Genomic DNA, 18,783 nt, shown 5'->3' with positions numbered 1-18,783 from the left:
AATAGCATCCACTATTAACGGCAACCAGAACAAAAATTAGGTTAGAGTCGGTCGTCGTGGATCCCTCGGCCTTCTTGCGGCGCTGATGTTCACGCTTCGTTTCGACATGCGCGCACCCGCTGCCGGCGCGCCCGCAACCGACCTCTATGCGTGCGCTGTGCAGATGTGCGAATGGGCCGAGACGCGCGGGGCGGTCGTCGCCGTGCTCTCCGAACATCACGGCACCGAGGACGGGCATCTGCCGTCACCGCACCTCCTGGCGTCGGCGATTGCCGCGCGAACCACCCGGCTGGCGATCATGCTGGCCGCCGTGCCGATCACCTTCTGGGACACCGTCCGGCTGGCCGAGAACATCGCCGTGCTCGACATCATCAGTCGCGGCCGCGTCTCCTATGCGTTCGGCATCGGGCACCGCGCCGAGGAGTACGAGCACTTCGGTGTGGACATGAGCCGGCGGGGCGCGGTCGCCGACGAGTCGCTGGCGCAGCTGTTGCGACTGTTGACCGGGGAGCCGATCGACATCGACGGCCGCCGCGTCCAGGTCACGCCGCCTCCGGCGACTCCCGGCGGGCCGTACCTGCTTATCGCCGGCGGCAGCAGGGCCGCCGCCCGTCGCGCCGCGCGGCACGGGCTCGGTTTCATCTCCCAGGTGGCTTCTGAGGAGTTGAAACGGTTCTACGAGAACGAGTGTCGTGACAACGGATTCGAGCCCGGCCTCATGCAGTTCCCCGGCGAGGGGGCGCCGACGACCGTCTTCGTCGCCGACTATGTGGACGCGGCGTGGCAGGAGTTGGGGCCGTATTTGCTGCACGACGCGGTGATGGCCGCCTCCTACCGGCACGGCGACGATTCGGTGGCGAGCATCTCGAGGGCGCAGAGCGTGGCCGAACTGCGAGAACCGGGCGGGCCGTACCGCATCTTCACGCCCGAGGAGGCCGCCGCGTATGTCGAAGACGGCACGCCGCTTCCGCTGCTTCCACTGTGCGGCGGTTTACCGCCCGAGCTGGCTTGGCCCTATCTCGAACGCGCCGCGACGGCGGCCGCATCTACTTGACCCACAGGAGAATCCGTGACAACACCGCTGAGGACCGTCGTCTGGTCGACAGGAGGCGTCGGATCGATCGCCATCGACGCAATCCGGGGCAGGCCCGACCTCGAGCTGGTCGGGGTGTGGGTGCACTCCGAGGAGAAGATCGGCAAGGACGCTGGGGCCTTGGCCGGTGGTGATCCGATCGGGGTGGCAGCCACCAATGACGCAGACGAGTTGGTCGCGCTGCAACCGGACTGCGTGGTGTACGCCGCGAGCGGACCGGAACGCGACGCGGCGGCGGTGCCCGATTACCTGAAACTCCTCGAGGCCGGGATCAATGTCGTGTCGACGTCGTCGACCACCTTGATCTATCCTCCCGCCTATTACTCACCGGAGTGGCGCGACCAGATGGAAGAGGCTGCGAAGAGAGGCGGCGCGTCCTTCTACGCCTCGGGGATCTTTCCCGGCTTCGGCTCCGATCAGCTCGCGCTGGTGCTGGCCACGCAGTCGAAGCGGATCCGCTGCTTGACCGTCACCGAGGTCGCGCTCAATGACCACTACCCGGTGGCCGATGTGATGATGAACGGCATGGGCTTCGGACGCCCGCTTGATTTCGAACCGCTGCTGAAGACTCCGGGATTTATCGAAATGGCCTGGCGGGCACCGATCCACCTGATCGCGGCGGGTCTCGGCGTCGAGGTCGAGGAGGTCCGCGGCAGCCTCGACCGCCGCGTCACCGACAGGGACATCGAGGTGGCGTTCGGCACGATCGAGGCCGGGATGTGTGGCGCGGTGAGCACCAGGGCCGCGGGTGTGGTCAACGGCCGGGAAGCCATCGTCGTCCAGCACATCATCCGGATGGCACGCGACGTGGCGCCGGACTGGCCGACCTCGGAGTTCGACGCCACGTATCGCGTCGACATCGACGGTGATCCCGACATCCACTGCGCGATGAACCTCGGCGCCGCCGAGGGCCACGGCGCGGGGCATGCGGCGATGGCCGCCACCGCGATGCGCGTGGTCAACGCGATTCCCTACGTGGTGGCGGCTCCCGCCGGTCTGCTGAGTTCGCTGGACCTGCCGAACACGTTGCCCCGGCACGCGTTCGGGTGAGCAGCGCGAGTCAGCGATGTTCTCGATCCGATTCGACATGCGGGCACCGCGTTTCGGTGCGGCGACGACCGACCTGTATGCGGCGGCAATCGACATGTCGGCGTGGGCCGAGCAGCACGGATGCGTGGCGGCGGTGCTGTGCGAGCACCACGGATCAGAGGACGGCTATCTGCCGGCACCCCTGATGTTGACATCGGCGATCGCGGCCCGTACCGAGCGATTGGCGCTCAGCGTGGTCGTGATACTGCCGTTCTACGATCCCGTCCGGCTGGCCGAAGACGTTGCGGTGCTCGACATTCTCAGCAACGGCCGGGCTTCGTATGTATTCGGGTTGGGCTACCGGCCCGAGGAGTTCGAGCACTTCGGTATCGACCGGTCGCGCCGGGGCGCGCTGGCCGACGAGAATCTCGACTTGTTGCGGACGCTGCTGACCGGCCGGCCCACCGTGCACGACAACCGCCGCATCATGGTGTCACCGCCACCGTGCACTCGCGGCGGGCCGACTTTGATGTGGGGCGGTGCAAGCCTTGCGGCGGCGCGCCGCGCCGGACGTTACGGTCTGGGTCTTCTGGCCAACGGCAGCGTGACCGGTATGCGGGACGCGTACGAAACCGCGTCACGCGAGCACGGGTACGAGCCCCGCGGTGTGCTTCTGCCCCCGCCCGACACGCCGACGGTCACCTTCGTCGCCGACGACGTCGACGAGGCGTGGGAAGAGATCGGCGAACACCTGTTTCACGACGCCCAGATGTATGCGCGGTGGAATCCGGACAACCACGCTTCGGCGGGCATCTCGGCGGCTCGCGATGTGGAGGAGTTGCGTCACCACTACACTTCGCACCGGATCATCAGCTCCGAGGAGGCGAGCGAAATCATCCGCGGAGGAGGGTTTCTCAATCTGTCACCGCTGTGCGGCGGTATTCCACCCGAGATCGCGTGGCCATATCTGAGGCGCGCCGCTGACGCGGCAGCGACCCCGACGATGACAAGGGAGAGCAGCAGATGACCGATACCAACACCGTCGATCTGTACTACGACCCATTCGATTTCGACATCGACGACGACCCGTACCCCATCTGGAAGAGGATGCGCGACGAGGCGCCGCTCTATTACAACGACAAGTACAACTTCTACGCGTTGAGCCGCTACGACGACGTCGCCAAGGGGCTACACGACTGGGACACCTACCGTTCGGGCAAGGGCACCACGATGGACGTCATCATGAGCGGTGTGGACGTACCGCCGGGCGTGATTCTGTTCGAGGATCCTCCCCTTCACGACATTCACCGACGGGTGCTGTCGAAGGTCTTCACCCCGCGCCGGATGGAAGCCATCGAACCCCTGGTGCGCCAGTTCTGCGTGCGTGCGCTCGACTCCCTTACGGGTGCTTCCCGTTTCGACGTGATCGGCGACTTCGGGGCGCTGATCCCGATGCGGACCATCGGTTACCTGCTGGGTATTCCGGAGCAGGGACAGCAGCAGATTCGCGACAACACCGATGCGTCGATTGGGTTGAAGGAGGGGAGCTTTCAGTCAGTGTCGGCGGCGACGTTCGAGAACGCCTACCAGCTGTTCGCCGACTACATCGAGTGGCGGGCCGAACATCCGTCGGACGATCTGATGACACAATTGCTCAACGCCGAGGTCGAAGACGACGGTCAGGTGCGGCCGTTGTCTCGGATCGAGGTGATGACCTACACGAGCATGATCGCCGGTGCCGGCAACGAGACGACCACCAGGCTGATCGGTTTCATCGCTCAGATGCTCGCCGAGCACCCCGATCAGCGACGCGAACTTCTCGACGACTTCTCGCTGATTCCCCGGGCGATCGAGGAGGTGTTGCGCTACCAGGCGCCGTCGCCGGTGCAGGCCCGATATGTCGCCCGCGACACCGAGGCTTACGGGCAGGCGATCGCCGAGGGCTCGGTGATGCTGCTGCTCAACGGTTCTGCCAACCGCGACGAACGGCGCTACCCCGACGGGGAGAGATTCGACATCCATCGCGGCGGATCGCATCTGTCGTTCGGGCAGGGGCTGCACTTCTGCCTCGGCTCGTCGCTGGCCAGGATGCAGGCCAGGGTCGCACTCGAGGAGATGCTGCGCCGGTGGCCCGAGTGGGAGGTCGACTACGCGGACGCCGCGATGGCCCACACGTCCAGCGTGCGAGGCTGGGGCAGGCTGCCGATCATCGTCGGCTAGCGTCCTCGGCCGTCGCGCGCGTGGTGACCCCGCGCAGCAGGGTGTCGCGGACGTGGATCTGCGACGCGCGGGGGCCCAGATCGTCGAGCAGGTTCTCCGGGATCCACGAGACCCCGATGACGACGCGGGCCAAAGTCTCGTTCGACGGTGCGTCGATCGCGATCTCGCCGGCGCGGATCCCGGCGGTGAGAAGGGATTTCATCTGGCGGACGCGTTTGGTGAACAACCATGCGATGTTCGGGGTGTCCGGAGGAGACTGTCGCATCCATGCCAACTGGATCCGGAACTCGTCGCCGAAGTGGGCGAGCGCGTTGGTGTGGATCCAGCTCAACGCATCGAGTTTCTCGACCGCCGATGCCTCGGACCGCAGCACGCTCGTCCATCCCACCTCGGCGACCTTCTCGCCGAACGACTGCATGATCGAGGCCAGCAGTTCCTCTTTCGACCCGATCAAGCGGTACACCGTTCCGGTGCCGAGTCCGGCGGCCGATGCAATGTCGCGGATCGTGGTGACCTCGTAGCCTTTTCGCCCGAATTCGGCTCGGGCGACCGCGCGCACGTGTGAAGCCTTGTCGTTGGGCGCGTTCTCATCCTCCTCGATCCACGACTTCACCGCGTCGTCGGCGGCGATGAACGCGGGGGAGCGATCGAGTTCGGCGTCACTGGGCGGGACGGTGGCCAGTCCTTCCAGCAGGATCCGGCACAGCGTGGCCGCGACTTTGTCGGCGCCTGCGCTGTGCCGGATGACATCGAGTCCGACTTGGCGCATCGACTGGACGATCCGGTCGGCAAGGACCGGCAGGTCGACGTCCGGGCGCAGATAACCACTCCACCGCGCGGCACGTAGCGTCTGCACCATCGCTTCGAGGATCTTCGCCGGGCGCTGTTGGGCCAGCGCGGCCAGTTCCGGATTCGAGGTCGGTGTTTCGTAGAACGTCATCTGCAGTGCGGCGCTGTGGGTCACCGCGCACTGGGCGATCGCGGCGCCCAACTCCACGATCCGGTCGAACGCCGACAGTGGGGCGGGGTCGTCGAGCCGATCGAGGGCTTGATCGGCGATGCGATCGAGGTCCTCGTGGTATCGCCGAAGCAACTCGACGAGGATCGCTTCCTTGGACTCGAAATGGTGATACAGGCTGCCGGGCAAGATGCCTGCGGCGTCGGCGATCTCCTGAAGTGACGTACGCAGCCCGGACGTGGCGATCAACGACGCTGCGGTCTGCAAGATTTCGGTCCGCCGGGTGCCGTCATCGTAGGAATGGCCCGCGTGCTTCGCGAGGTCGGCCTTCGGCGTCACACGACGCCCCACGACACCTCCAACGCCAGGCTCCCGTCCACCTGTTTGGTCGAACCGACCCAAAGTTTGGTTAACGCTACCAGAACTGGGCCACCGGGCGGGGTTCCGAGGTGGAAGCGCCGGTAGCGGGCCGGCGGTCACGAGCTGGATGGAATGCGAGCGGGGTTCAGCGGGCGCTCGTAGGAGATGTCGCTTCGGTCATGCGCGACGGTGAGGATGTCGGCGAGAAAGCCCATGGTCTCGTCGGTGATCAGCGTCGTTCCCTCGGTGTGCCATTCCACGACGCAGACCCGCGCGGCGATGGCCCAACGGCCGTCCCGGCGCTCGAGCCGGTCGATGTAGCGGCCGCCGTTGACGGTCAGGTGGTTTGCCGGGGCGCGGTCGGTGCCGACGAACAGATAGTACGTTTCGGCGTGCGCCTGGTCGCCCGTGATGTCCGCGGTGTGGTTCAGCAGGTAGTGCTGATAGCGGGATTGTGTCTCGTGGTACGCGAATGCCCATTCGATGAAGTCGTCGACGGGGCCCACGAAACCGATGTGCTCGTCGACCGCGCCGTCGTGGTAGGCCGAACGCACCAGTTCGCGGTCGCGTCGATCCATCCCGCGGGCGTACCGCTGCATGCAGTCGAAGATGTCCGCCCGGTCGCACAACGCCTGCAGCCTCTCGTTCACAGCGGTGTTCCCTCCCAGGTGTCCACGGCGACCACCTCGGCGATCGGTCGGCGTTCGGCCGGACGGAATCTGACGCCGGGCCGCAGCCGGCCGACCGGCAGAAGGCAGCCCTGGACGTAATTTTCCGGGATGCCGAGCAGATCGCGGACCGCTGCCTCGTGGGTCAGATGCAACGTCGTCACGCAGGTTCCGTAGCCGCGCGTGTGAAGCGCCAGCGCGAAATTCCAGACGGCGGGGAAGATCGAACCGTACAGCGTCGCCTGGTAAAAGGACTCGTCGCCGTCTACGCGCGGCAGATACGGTTCGTAGCAGGGGATTACGAGAAGCGGGACCTTCGCCATGTTCTCGACCAGCCACTCGGTCGAGGACAGGATTTTCTTGCCCGGGGTATCGGGCGGCAGCAGGTCGGCGACCAGTTGCCCACCGACCCTCTGCAGATAGGCGTCGCGGTAGAGGTCGGCGAGGCGCGCGCGGAGTTTCTCGTCGAATACGGCCACCCAACGCCAGCTCTGTTGGTTCGAGCCGTTGGCGGCATGCATCCCGATCCGCAGGCAGTCCGCGATATCGCGACGATCGACGGGCGCGTCGAGGTCCAGTGATTTGCGCGCCGACCGGGTGGTCGTGAGGAGCTCGTCGATGTCCATGGGTGCTCCCTACGCTCGGTCTACGCGCCCGACGATAATGTGGAACAGATCTTTGGTCAACGATGTCGAGGCCCAGTCGAGCCGTGACATTCAGCCCGACATGCCGAGGCGCCCGGTCACCGCGAACACCTCGTCGTAGATCGATCCCGGAACGGTGAACGGCTCGGTGGCCGCGACCGCCTCGAGGTGGCCGGCGATGTCCTCAGCCGTCGGATCACCGTCCCGTGGTGCCAGCCAGCCCTCGCTCAGCCCGATGAAGACCCTGGCGAACCGGCCCGCACATGCCGAGAAGTTCTGATGGCTGACATCGCAGGCCCGGCTGGCCAGGTACACCACGAGGGGAGCGACGAGCTCGGGACGGATGGCGGCGAAGAAGCCGTTGTCCTCCAGGGCTTTCGGGTCGCCCAGCGTTTCGGTGACCATCCGGGAGATCCCGAAGGGCAGCACGGTATTGGCGCGAATCCCGTGCGGTTCACCCTCGAGCGCGATGACATTGTTAAGGCCGACAATGCCGGCCTTGGCCGCGGCATAATGCGCCTCCAGGTGCTGACCGAACACGCCCGCCGACGACGCGATGAAAACGAACCGCCCGTAGCCCTGCCCCTTCATCACCCGGTAGGCGGGCTGCGACAGGTAGAACGCACCGTCGAGATGAACCGAAAGCATGCGTCGCCAGTCGACGGGAGTCAGTTCGTCGAACGCGATGGAGTTGAAGATGCCCGCATTGCTGATCACCGCGTCGAGCCGGCCGAACGCGTCGACGGCGGTTCGGACGATCGCCTTACCGCCCGCCGGGCTGTCCACCGAGTCATAGGACGCTACGGCCGTGCCGCCGGACGCGGTGATCTCCTCGACCACCTGATCGGCGACCGCCGTGTTCCGGCCGTCGCCATGCATGGTTGCGCCGAGGTCGTTGACGACGATCGATGCTCCGCGCCTCGCCAACTCGAGCGCATACACACGGCCGAGCCCGCGGCCAGCCCCGGTGACCACGGCGACCTGCTCGGCGAAATCGATCATCGTTCCTCCGGCGATTGACGGCGGTCCGGTCGGACTCTACGTTGGAACAGATATTTGGTCAACGAGAAAGGGCGCGCTCGATGACGAGCGAGGACGCCGACAGCCCCAGGCGTTTGGCGCTGCTGGCCTCGGCCCTGGCCGGCCGCACGGTAGCGGTCGCGCCTGCCGCACCGGGTGAACCGGCATGGACGGACGGCGTCACGGTGTTCGTCGATCCATCCGCCGGCGCGGACCGCCAACTCGAGGCGGTCACGGTGCAGGCCTCGCTGCTGGCCAGTGGAGGCCTGGAAACGGAGGTGGTGCGCAAACTCGTCAGACGGCCGGCCCTGGCGCGCCGGTACCTCGCGGTCGAGGGTCAGCGAGCGTTGTCGGTCAACGACGACCTGCTGCCGTCGGGTGTGCGCCGCCTTGTCGACTGTGACCTCGCCGCCCGCGCGGATTCGGCGGTCGGTTCGTTGAAGGTGGCGGGGCAAAGTCGTGACATCGCCGATCCACCCGCGGGGTTCGGCGTCATCAGGGCGCAGAAGCTGTTGGCCAACCGCGCCTCCGCCGCCCAGGTGGAATCGGCCGGCGGGCACGTCCCTCGGCGCGAGGCGAACAAGGAACTGGCCGACCTCGACGACGGCGATGACGACTTCGACGACGGCGAAGACATGATGGATCCCTTCACGAGTCCTGTTGGTGGGGGCGGTGCGCTCGGCAGGCTTCTGAAAAGGATGACAAAGAGTGTCCGCAAACTCTCCGGTGCGGGCACGCCGGGCGCGGATACGCCAACCCATCGCTCCCGCAGGGGATTTCGTGGCGCAGGTGCGGTGACCTCGAGTGCGGCCGGTGCGGTGGACTCCGACGGCTGGGAAGCCTCCACAACCGGGGGGCGCACGTATGACGAGTGGGACTTCCAGCGACGCGGCTACCGGCCGGACTGGTGCACCGTGGTGGAGATCGACGCACCGATTGAGAAGGGGGAAGCGCTGGTTCGCCCGGATGTCCACGCCTTGCGCCGCCCCCTCACCCGCCTGGGTATCGGGCTGGACCGGTGTCACCGGCAGGTCCAGGGCGACGATATCGACGTCGATGCCGCGGTCGAGGCGCGCGTCGAAACCCTGGCGGGTTCGACGCCCGACGAGGCGGTCTACCTCGACAATCTGCGAAGGCGTCGCGATTTGGCCGTACTCGTCCTGCTCGACGTCTCCGGTTCGGCAGGTGAATCGGGCACTTTCGGCCAGACCGTGCACGAGCAGCAGCGTACGGCCGCAGCGGCGCTGACCGTTGCCCTCCATGAACTCGGAGACCGTGTCGCGTTGTACGCCTTTCAGTCACAGGGCCGCTCGGCCGTTCATCTCGTGCCGGTCAAGCGCTTCGACGATCACCTCGACGCGATGGTCATGCGCCGCCTGGGCAGCCTCACCCCGGGCGCCTATTCACGGCTGGGGGCGGCCGTTCGGCACGGTACGGCGGTGATGACGGAGAAGGCGGGCACGTCACGACGTCTGCTGGTCGTGCTGTCCGACGGCTTGGCCTACGACCACGGCTACGAACGGCGCTACGGTGCGGCCGACGTACGCCGGGCGCTGGGGGAGGCCCGGCGGGAGGGTATCGGCTGCTTGTGCTTGACGATCGGCGCCGCCACCGACTCCGGGGAGCTGGCCATGGTGTTCGGCAGCGCTGCACACGCGTCGATACCCAAGCCCACGCAGCTGGCCGACGTAATCGGTCCGCTGTTCCGCGCGGCGCTGCGCACCGCAGACCTGCGCCGGCGCGTGTCGACTGCGTCTGCATCTTGAACCAAACATCTGTTCCGCGCTAGGGTCCTAAGCGAGTTCGAACCGAAGGGAAGCCATGCAGGTGAAGCCACCGCGGCCCTACTACGTGCCCGTCGCGAACGAGGAGCAGGTCTTCAAGGCCGCATACAAGCAGGGGCTTTCCATCGCACTCAAGGGCCCGACGGGCTGTGGCAAGACGCGGTTCGTCGAGGCGATGGCCCACGACCTGGATCGTCCGCTGATCACCGTCGCCTGCCATGACGACCTGACCACCGCCGATCTCGTCGGCCGGTTTCTGCTACGCGGCGGTGAGACCGAGTGGGTCGACGGGCCCCTGACCCGTGCGGTCCGCGACGGTGCGATCTGCTATCTCGACGAGGTCGTCGAAGCCCGCCAGGACACCACCGTCGTGCTGCACCCGCTGGCCGACCACCGCAGACAACTGCCGATCGAACGGCTGGGGGTCACGCTGGAAGCGGCGCGGGGGTTCTGTCTGGTCGTCTCCTATAACCCGGGCTACCAGAGCGTGCTGAAGGATCTCAAGGACTCCACAAGGCAGCGGATGGTTGCGATCGAATTCGGTTTTCCCACAACAGACGTCGAAGAGAAGATCGTCGCCAGCGAAGCGGGCATCGCCCACGACCGCGCCGCGGAGCTGGTCCGGTTGGGCCATGCGATCCGGCGGTTGGAGACGGGGGGACTCCGCGAAGTCGCCTCGACGCGGGTACTGATCGCCGCGGGCCGGCTGATCGGCGAAGGTCTGACCCCGCGGGACGCCGCACGTGCCGCGATCGCCGGCCCGCTCACCGATGACGCCACCGTGACCCGTGGTTTGGTCGAGATGATCGACGCGTACTTGGTCGACCAGGCGCCGGATGATTGACCCCGATCATGACCCTCGCTACTGTCTGAACAAATATTAGGTTTCTATGACGGAGGTGGCATGTCCTACGAGAGCACCGCGGAACCGATCAAGTTCGGGTACCTCATGGACTTCAAGCTGCCCGACTTGTACCCGCAGGAGATGAAGGAAGATCTGTCCAATCCGTTCGAGCTGATCTTCGCCGAGGCGGTTGAGAACGGCGTGATCGATCGGCCCATCGAAATCATCTACAAAGAGGTCGAGGGGCTGCCGAAAGGTTCGGTCAAAGCGGTGATCGACGCCTTCGGCGAACTCGTCGACGAGGGGTGCCTCGCGGTGTTCGGTCCGCACATCACCGACAACTGCGTGCCGACCCGCGAGGCCATCGAGGAGCGGTTCCGGGTGCCCGCGCTCAGCGTCACCGGCAGCGACGCGTGGTTGGGGGAGTGGACGTTCGCGTTTCCGCAGGGGTCTTTGACCGACGAGCCGATCTTCTGGGCGGACCTTCTGGCCAAGGGCGGACACCACGAGGTAGGCGTCCTCATGGAGCAGTCACTGGTCGGCGAGACATACGTGAAGAACTTCCGGAACGCGTGCCGTCGCAAGGGGATCCGGATCGTCGCCGAAGTCGCGATCGCGCAGACGGCCCAGGATGTCTCGGAAGCGGTGCGGACTCTGTACGAAGCCAAGGCGCAGGCCGTGGTGCACGCCGGTTTCGGGTTCGGCATCGTGTTCGTCAACCCTGCTCTGGAAGAACTCGGCTGGGATCCACCGCGCTTCACCAGCACGGCTTTCCAGAACGCGTGGATCAACCCGATCATGTGGAACGCGTTCATGGGGTGGACGGGCGTCGACCAGTACGACGAGGGCAACCCCGTCGGCCAGCGGTTCCTCGACAAGTACCAGGAGAAGTTCGGCCGCAGGCCCGAATACTGTGTGCCCGTGGTGAACTGCGACGTCGCCACAGCGTTGCTCCGTGCGTGCAGCGATGCGCATCCGCTGAGTCCGCGCGGTGTCAAGGAGGCCTTGGAACGCGTCAAGATGATGCCCGCGGCCGCGGGGGCGCCGGGGACCCGCGTCTCGTTCGGCAACTGGACGCGCCGGGCGTGGATGGGCGCCGGGTATCTGGTCGCCCGAAGGCTGGACGCCGACGGCGTCAACTCTCATCTCGTCGACCGCTTTGGTGAGGAGTGAACCGTGACCACTGAAACGCCGAAGGCCGAAGCCACCTCGCCGGCCTCTCCGGGGCCGACGAAACGGTCCTGGCTCGGGCCGTCGATCTCGGTGGCGGCACTCCTTGCCGTTGCCGTGTTCTTCGCCGTCAACACCCGTAAGGGTCCGGGGTCCCCACGCATCGCCAATCCCGATGTCGAGGGGACACCGCGGCCCGTCGAGGTGCTGTTCGGGTGGAGCACGTCCACCTGGGTGGTGATCCTCGAGACCTTCACCGTCATCACGATGGCCGTCATCATCACCTTGTGGGTGGTGCACTGGCGACGAAACCCGCACAACCCGACGTTGCTGATGGCACTCGTCACGTCGTTGATCGTGTGGCAAGACCCGATCATGAACTGGTCGCCGTTCGCGGTCTACAACCCCCAGCTGGCGCACCTGCCCGAGGACTGGCCATTGGTGTCGCTGTCACCGACGGTGGAACCGTTCGTGGTCCTCGGCTACGTGATGTTCTATCTCGGGCCCTATTTCCCGGCGATCTGGATCTTGCGGAAACTGCAGGCGCGCAGGCCTGTCGAGTCATTCGTGTGGCGCCATCCGCTGATCAGCCTGGCGGCCATCATCTTCCCTATCGGGGTGGTGGTGGACGCGGCGCTCGAGATCACCCTGGTGCGCACCGGCATGTACATCTATTCGCAGGTGCCGCCGTGGGCGTCGGTGTTCACCGGAGACACCTATCAATTCCCGTTGATCTGGGAAGTGGTGGCGGTGACGTTCGTGATGATCCCCGCCGGTGTGCTGCTCTACCGCGACGACACCGGTAAGTCCGTCGCGGAGAAGCTTGCTCAGCGGGCGCGGATCTTAGCCTCGAGGCCCAGGCTGGGCACCTTCGTGGTGATGTTCGTGATCATCAACGTCGCCTATTTCTGTTACGGCGGGCTTTTCGCGATCGTGAAGGCGACCAAGATCTCCACGTCGGTGGCCTGCCCGTGGCCGTATCCGGAAGTGAAGGTCTATGACCCGCAGGGCTTCTACGAAGCGAACGGCCAACCGGGTCCGTACTCAGTCGGAATCATGTCGACCTGGATGAGCGGGCAGCCCGACGGGCGCCCGGACGTGGAACTGGGTGAGAAGAGCAACCGGTGCGCACCGGACGCCCAGGATGGGTGATGAGCGCTTGCGCGAAGAACAGACAATGAGGGCTGAGCGCAGCGTCGTCATCACCGGCGCCTCGCGGGGGCTGGGGTTGGCATCGGCGTCGCATCTGTACCGGTGCGGCTGGCGGGTCGTCGCGGCCATGCGGTCCGTCGATGCCGGCATGCAACGGCTGCGTGAGGCGACCGGCGCGGTGCCGGACGATCCGAACCTGATCGGTGTCACGCTCGACCTCACCGACACCGCCTCGATCGAGGCGGCGGCCAAGTCGATCGAGGAGGCGGTCGGCGCCCCGTATGCGCTGGTGCACAACGCCGGCATCTCGGCGGCCGGAATGGTCGAGGAGACACCGGTGAATCTGTGGGAGCAGATGTTCGCGACCAACATCTTCGGTCCCGTCGGATTGACCAGGGCGTTATTGCCGTCCATGCGCGAAGCCGGCTGCGGTCGCATCGTGCTGGTGTCGAGCCAGGGTGGTGTGCGCGGAATGCCTGCCACCGCACCGTATTCGGCCGTCAAGGGCGCGTTGGAACGCTGGGGTGAGTCGATGGCCGCCGAGATCGCGCCATTCGGCATCGGCGTCACGATCCTGGTGACCGGTACCTACGACACCGAGATCATCACCGATGCGGGAACCACCGACTGTCGCGATCTGACCGGTCCCTATGCGCCGCATCACCGCACCATGGACAAGCGTGGGCGGGCCGCGATGCGCATGGCCGCACGGTCGCCCGACAAGTTCGCGGAGGGTTTGGCCGAAGCACTGGACAGTTCGAAACCGTTCGTCAAGCGGCCGGTCGGCCCCGACGCGCGAATGTTGTTGATCGCCAACCGGGTGTTCCCGTCGGCCGGGCTGCACCAGATGATCCGGCTGATGATGGGCATCCCGCGATTCGGCGCGCTACGAGGGAGCAGAGACCATGGCTGACGTTCGCTTCGAATCGAAGATGATGATCGACGGCAAGCTCGTCGACGGTGAGGCAGGCACCTTCACCAACATCAACCCGGCCACCGAGCAGGTGCTCGGCGAGGTCGCCGATGCCTCGAACGCCGATATGCACCGCGCGATCGACGCGGCGCGGCGAGCGTTCGACGAGACGAATTGGTCCACCGATCATGCGTTTCGGCAACGGTGCCTGCTGCAGCTTCAGGAGGCACTCGAGTCCGAGCAGGAAGAGCTGCGCGAGGAACTCATCCTCGAGGTGGGCTGTCCGCGTGCCATCACCCACGGCCCCCAACTCGATGCGCCGTTATTCGACGCCCTGAAGTACCCGGCCCGGCTGATCGACGAATATCCCTGGGAGACATCACTGGGCGATGCGCTCGTGTCGGTCACCGGGGTCAACACCACCCGCAAGGTCTGGCGCGAGCCCGTCGGCGTGGTCGGGGCGATCGTGCCGTGGAACTTCCCCTTCGAGGTCACCATCCAGAAGATCGGGCAAGCCCTCGGCACCGGTAACACCGTCGTACTCAAGCCGGCGCCCAACACCCCGTACAACGCCACTCGGTTGGGCCGGCTGATTGCCGAGAACACCGACATCCCACCGGGTGTCGTCAACGTCGTCACCGCCTCGGATCACTTCGTCGGTGAAGAACTCACCCTGTCACCGAAGGTGGACCTGATCTCGTTCACCGGATCCACCGTCGTCGGCAGGCGGATCATGGAGAAGGGCGCCGCGACGATGAAACGGTTGTTCCTCGAACTGGGCGGCAAGTCGGCGACCATCGTGCTCGAGGACGCGGACTTCGCGCTGGGCTGCATGATGGGCATCGCGCCGTGTATGCACGCGGGTCAGGGCTGCGCCAACCCGACCCGGCTGCTTCTGCCGCGTTCGCGCTACGACGAAGGCGTCGAAATCCTCAAGGGCATCTACGAAGGTGTCGCGCCCGGGGATCCGCAGGATCCGGGCACGCTGTGCGGACCGGTCATCTCCGACAAGCAGCGCGGGCGCATCCGCGGATACATCGACAAGGGCGTCGAGGAGGGCGCGACCCTGCTCGTCGGAGGTGCCGAGGCTCCCGACGGCATGGACAGGGGATTCTTCGTCAAGCCAACACTTTTCGTCAACGTCGACAACGCGATGACCATCGCTCAGGAGGAGATCTTCGGCCCGGTGCTCTCGGTGATCCCGTTCGACGACGAGGACGACGCGGTGCGCATCGCCAACGACAGTCCGTACGGCCTGGCGGGCAACGTAATGGCCGGGACGCTGGACAGGGCCCTGTCAGTGGCCAGGCGACTGCGCGCCGGATTCATCGGACTCAACGGCTCCGCCGGGTACGGCGCTGACACGCCGTTCGGTGGCTATAAGGCCAGCGGTATCGGACGCCAGAACGGTGTCGCCGGGTTCGACCAGTACACCGAGATCAAGTCCGTCGCCTATCCGGCCGGTTTGTAGGAGGGACGCCATGCAACTGTTGTTCGAGGACCTCGAGGACTTCGGCGAGTTCGACGACTTCGTGTCGGGCGATGTGCGCGACCCCTACACGGAACTGGCGAGGCTGCGTCGCGAAGAGCCGGTCCAGAAGATCGAGATCCCGGGTATCCCTGGGCAAGAAGGTAAGCCGATCGTCATGGTCTACCGCTATGAAGAAGCCCAGCAGATGCTGCGGGACAACGAGACGTTCTCGTCGTCGATCATCATCCAGGCGTTCGGGGATGTGTTCGGTAAGCATGTGATGCTCGGAATGGACGAACCCGAGCACGGCAGGCACCGGGCCCTGGTGGCGAAGGCGTTCTCGCAAAAGGCCCTGGCCCGTTGGGAAGACACGCTGGTGACAACGATCGGCAATGCGCTGATCGACCGCTTCGCCGGCCGGGGACGTGTCGACCTCGTCAAGGAGTTCAACTTCCCGTATCCCACGTTGATCATTGCCGGGTTGCTGGGCCTGCCGCAGGACGACTACGCGCAGTTCCAGAAGTGGTCGATCTCGCTGCTGTCGTTCACCATCAACCCCGAGCGCGGGCGGGAGGCGTCTTTGGCGCTGGCCGACTACTTCCGGCCCATCCTGGCGGCGCGACGCGAGGAACCGCGCGACGACCTGATCAGCCGGCTCGGCGCGGCCGAGATCGACGGGGAAAAGCTCTCCGACGAAGAGATCTTCTCGTTCCTGCGATTGCTGCTGCCCGCGGGTGTGGAGACGACGTACCGGTCGCTGGGGAACCTGTTGTTCGGGTTGTTGTCCAACCCCGAACAGCTTGACGCGATCCTGGCCGACCGGTCGCTGATACCGCAGGCGATCGAGGAAGCGGTGCGTTGGGAGCCGCCGCTGAGCATGATCACCCGGATCGCGAGCCGCGACACCGAACTCGGCGGGGTCCACATCCCCGAGGGTTCGTCGGTGATGCCGGTGCTGGGCGCGGCCAACCGGCAGGACGAGCGCTTCCCACAGCCCGATCAGTTCGACATCTTCCGCGAAGCCAAGGCGAACATCGGCTGGGGCCACGGCGTGCACGTCTGCCTGGGCATGCATCTGGCGCGCCTCGAGATGCGCGTCGCGCTCAACCTCCTGCTGGATCGGCTGCCCAACCTGCGGCTGGACCCCGAAGCCGACGAAGCCTACATCCGCGGGCAGGTGTTCCGGTCTCCGACCGCGCTGCCGATCGTGTTCGACCCCGCGGTCAGCCCGTGACCGATCTGCGCTTTGACGACAGGGTGGTGGTCGTCACCGGCGGCGGCCGTGGGATCGGCCGCGGTCACGCGCTGCTGCTCGCGGCCAAGGGTGCCTGCGTCGTCGTCGCCGACAACGGGGTGCAGATCGACGGTCGCGCATGCGGCTCGCGGCCGGCCGACTCTGTGGTCGATGAGATCGCGAAAGCCGGTGGCCGGGCGGTGGCGTGCAGTGCCTCCGTCGCCGAGGAGTCGGGGGCGCAGGCGGTGGTCGACACCGCAGCCGAAACGTTCGGGCGCATCGACGCGGTGATCAACAACGCCGGCATCCACGACCCGGTACTTTTCGAGACGCTGTCACAGGACCGGGTCCGCAAGATGCTCGACGTGCACTATTTCGGAACACTTTTCGTCACGCGGGCGGCATGGCCCCATCTAGCCAAGGCCGGCCGCGGGCGGATCGTCAACACCGTATCCGAGGCCATGCTCGGCGGCATCCCCGAACTCACGAGCTACGGCGCTGCCAAAGGGGCGGTCTGGGGGCTGACCCGTACCCTCGCCACCGAGGGCGTGGCCCACGGCATCGGAGTCAATGCGATCGCGCCGCGGGCCTACACCCGCATGTCGGCCTCCCAGGGCCGCCAACTGGCCGAGCTGTACGGCATGTCAGAGGACATGATGGCCGAGATCAACGCGAGCATGCCTCCCGAACTGTGCGCTCCCGCAGCGGCTTTCCTTGCGCACGAGTCGTGCCCGCTCACCGGTGAGGTCCTGCTGACGGGAATGGGTGGTGTCTCACGCCTTGCGGTCGTGCGCACCCAGGGCGTCTGGAAGCAGCCGCTGACCGCCGAAGACATCGCCGAGAACCTCGACCAGATCATGAGTGTCGACGACGCCTACGTGACCGAAGCAACCAGGAGTGTCTTGTGACCGATTTCGAAACCGTCGACTTCTTCACCGATGCGGCTCTTGTTCCCGACCCGTATCCGTATTTCGATCATCTACGGTCCAAATGCCCGGTGGCACAGGCGACCCCGTTCAATGTGCTCGCCGTGACCGGTTACGACGAGGCGCTCGCCGTCTACAAGGACCCCGCGTTCTCCTCCTGCGTATCGGTCGCCGGCCCGTTCTCGGGTATGCCCTTCGGGCCGGGGGAATCCGACGACGTCAGCGAGCTGATCGAACAGCACCGCGCCGCTGTGCCGATGGCCGAACACATCACGTCGCAGGACCCGCCTCTGCACACCCGCACCCGTGGCCTGCTGAACAAGCTCATCACGCCCAAACGCCTCAAGGAGAACGAGGACTTCATGTGGCGGTTGGCAGACCGGCAACTCGACACCTTCCTCGACAGGGGAAGCTGTGAATTCCTGTCCGCCTACGCCAAACCGTTCTCGCTGCTGGTGATCGCGGACCTTCTCGGTGTGCCGGTCGAGGACCATGAGGAATTCAAAGCGGTCTTCGCCATGGAGACAGTCGGCGAACTCGGCAAGGACGCGCCGACGTCGCACAACCCCCTGGAGTGGCTCAACGAGAAGTTCTACTCCTACATCGAGGATCGCCGACGCTCTCCCCGGGAGGACGTGCTGACCGAGCTGGCGCAGGCCAAGCACGAAGACGGCTCGACTCCCGATATCGAGGACGTCATGAATCTGTCGACCTTCCTGTTCGCGGCCGGTACCGAAACGACCACGAAACTGGTCAGCTCCGCGGTCCGGTTCATCGCCGACAACGCCGACTTCGAGAAGAAGCTCCGCGACGACCGCAGCATGATCCCAGCCTTCCTCGAGGAGACGTTGCGGATGGAAAGCCCCGTCAAATCCCACTTCCGGATGGCGCGCACCACCACCAAGATCGGCGACGTCGAGGTGCCCGCGGGTACGACGGTGATGCTGCTGCCCGGCGCCTGCAACCGTGATGAACGGAAGTTCGCCGATCCCAACATTTTCCGGCCTGACCGCCCGAACGTTCGCGAGCAGATCGCGTTCATCCGCGGCGCCCATTCCTGCCCCGGCGCGCCGTTGGCCCGGGCGGAAGGACGGATCTCGTTGAACCGGATTCTCGACCGGATGACCGACATCGCGATCTCCACCGAACACCACGGTCCCGCCGACGACCGTCGCTTCACCTATGAGCCGACCTTCATCATGCGTGGGCTCAGCGAACTGCACATCACGTTCACCTCGCTCGGATGAGGAAGACGCCCGGCGAGCACCTCACCGCGTGTCACGACCCGGCAAGAATC

Annotated in this window: 17 protein-coding genes; 13 read left to right on the top strand and 4 right to left on the bottom strand. The window is 65.8% G+C overall.

All coding sequences use genetic code 11. The features are described 5' to 3' along the window. Positions 1-85: 85 nt before the first annotated feature. The 4 genes from A5759_RS12660 to A5759_RS12645 are packed head-to-tail and all read left to right on the top strand — an operon-like array spanning position 86 to position 4,342. A complete protein-coding gene (locus A5759_RS12660) occupies positions 86-1,054 on the top strand; it encodes an LLM class flavin-dependent oxidoreductase (protein ID WP_068197991.1) in 969 nt (322 codons plus the stop codon). A gap of 15 nt (positions 1,055-1,069) precedes the next feature. After that, a complete protein-coding gene (locus A5759_RS12655; protein WP_068197987.1) occupies positions 1,070-2,143 on the top strand; it encodes a dihydrodipicolinate reductase in 1,074 nt (357 codons plus the stop codon). Positions 2,144-2,159: 16 nt separating this feature from the next. Beyond that, entirely contained in the window at positions 2,160-3,149 is a 990-nt protein-coding gene (locus A5759_RS12650) for an LLM class flavin-dependent oxidoreductase (protein ID WP_068197985.1), read from the top strand. Then, positions 3,146-4,342: a cytochrome P450 gene (locus A5759_RS12645; RefSeq protein WP_068197983.1), complete on the top strand. Its 1,197-nt coding sequence runs from the start codon at positions 3,146-3,148 to the stop codon at positions 4,340-4,342. The genes A5759_RS12650 and A5759_RS12645 overlap by 4 nt, the downstream gene beginning before the upstream one ends. Here A5759_RS12645 and A5759_RS12640 read toward each other — a convergent pair. From A5759_RS12640 to A5759_RS12625, 4 genes are all read right to left on the bottom strand, one after another. Then, on the bottom strand, positions 4,329-5,651 hold the full coding sequence (locus A5759_RS12640) for a TetR/AcrR family transcriptional regulator (protein WP_068197979.1): 1,323 nt from the start codon (positions 5,649-5,651) through the stop codon (positions 4,329-4,331). The genes A5759_RS12645 and A5759_RS12640 overlap by 14 nt on opposite strands. Positions 5,652-5,776: 125 nt before the next feature. Next, positions 5,777-6,310, bottom strand: a complete 534-nt coding sequence (locus tag A5759_RS12635) for a nuclear transport factor 2 family protein (RefSeq protein ID WP_231984620.1) — start codon at positions 6,308-6,310, stop codon at positions 5,777-5,779. Then, positions 6,307-6,954, bottom strand: coding sequence for a nitroreductase family protein (locus A5759_RS12630; RefSeq protein WP_068197976.1), 648 nt, complete (start codon positions 6,952-6,954; stop codon positions 6,307-6,309). Before A5759_RS12630 ends, A5759_RS12635 begins: the two co-directional genes overlap by 4 nt. 90 nt (positions 6,955-7,044) lie before the next feature. Beyond that, on the bottom strand, positions 7,045-7,974 hold the full coding sequence (locus A5759_RS12625) for an SDR family NAD(P)-dependent oxidoreductase (protein WP_068197973.1): 930 nt from the start codon (positions 7,972-7,974) through the stop codon (positions 7,045-7,047). Positions 7,975-8,054: 80 nt separating this feature from the next. Between A5759_RS12625 and A5759_RS12620 the strand changes: the two genes are divergently transcribed. The 9 genes from A5759_RS12620 to A5759_RS12580 are packed head-to-tail and all read left to right on the top strand — an operon-like array spanning position 8,055 to position 18,733. Further along, a complete protein-coding gene (locus A5759_RS12620; RefSeq protein WP_068197970.1) occupies positions 8,055-9,758 on the top strand; it encodes a nitric oxide reductase activation protein NorD in 1,704 nt (567 codons plus the stop codon). Positions 9,759-9,813: 55 nt separating this feature from the next. After that, on the top strand, positions 9,814-10,620 hold the full coding sequence (locus A5759_RS12615; RefSeq protein ID WP_068197968.1) for a CbbQ/NirQ/NorQ/GpvN family protein: 807 nt from the start codon (positions 9,814-9,816) through the stop codon (positions 10,618-10,620). Between the two features lie 60 nt (positions 10,621-10,680). Continuing rightward, positions 10,681-11,793 carry an ABC transporter substrate-binding protein gene (locus A5759_RS12610; RefSeq protein ID WP_068197965.1) on the top strand — a complete coding sequence of 371 codons (1,113 nt, stop codon included), beginning with the start codon at positions 10,681-10,683 and terminating at the stop codon, positions 11,791-11,793. A gap of 3 nt (positions 11,794-11,796) precedes the next feature. Then, positions 11,797-12,942, top strand: a complete 1,146-nt coding sequence (locus tag A5759_RS12605) for a spirocyclase AveC family protein (protein ID WP_068197962.1) — start codon at positions 11,797-11,799, stop codon at positions 12,940-12,942. Between the two features lie 25 nt (positions 12,943-12,967). Continuing rightward, positions 12,968-13,855, top strand: a complete 888-nt coding sequence (locus tag A5759_RS12600; RefSeq protein WP_068198337.1) for an SDR family oxidoreductase — start codon at positions 12,968-12,970, stop codon at positions 13,853-13,855. A gap of 19 nt (positions 13,856-13,874) precedes the next feature. Next, positions 13,875-15,326 carry an aldehyde dehydrogenase family protein gene (locus A5759_RS12595; RefSeq protein ID WP_068198339.1) on the top strand — a complete coding sequence of 484 codons (1,452 nt, stop codon included), beginning with the start codon at positions 13,875-13,877 and terminating at the stop codon, positions 15,324-15,326. A 10-nt stretch (positions 15,327-15,336) separates the two neighbouring features. Continuing rightward, a complete protein-coding gene (locus A5759_RS12590) occupies positions 15,337-16,560 on the top strand; it encodes a cytochrome P450 (RefSeq protein ID WP_068197960.1) in 1,224 nt (407 codons plus the stop codon). Beyond that, a complete protein-coding gene (locus tag A5759_RS12585; protein WP_068197958.1) occupies positions 16,557-17,468 on the top strand; it encodes an SDR family NAD(P)-dependent oxidoreductase in 912 nt (303 codons plus the stop codon). The genes A5759_RS12590 and A5759_RS12585 overlap by 4 nt, the downstream gene beginning before the upstream one ends. After that, a complete protein-coding gene (locus A5759_RS12580; RefSeq protein ID WP_068197952.1) occupies positions 17,465-18,733 on the top strand; it encodes a cytochrome P450 in 1,269 nt (422 codons plus the stop codon). The genes A5759_RS12585 and A5759_RS12580 overlap by 4 nt, the downstream gene beginning before the upstream one ends. Positions 18,734-18,783 lie beyond the last annotated feature (50 nt).

Origin of the sequence: Mycobacterium sp. 852014-52144_SCH5372336 (assembly GCF_001665615.1) — a bacterium.
GTDB classification, from domain to species: domain Bacteria; phylum Actinomycetota; class Actinomycetes; order Mycobacteriales; family Mycobacteriaceae; genus Mycobacterium; species Mycobacterium neumannii_A.
The sequence above is the reverse complement of the archived record's forward strand: the minus strand, read 5'-3'. Positions and strand labels throughout refer to the sequence as shown.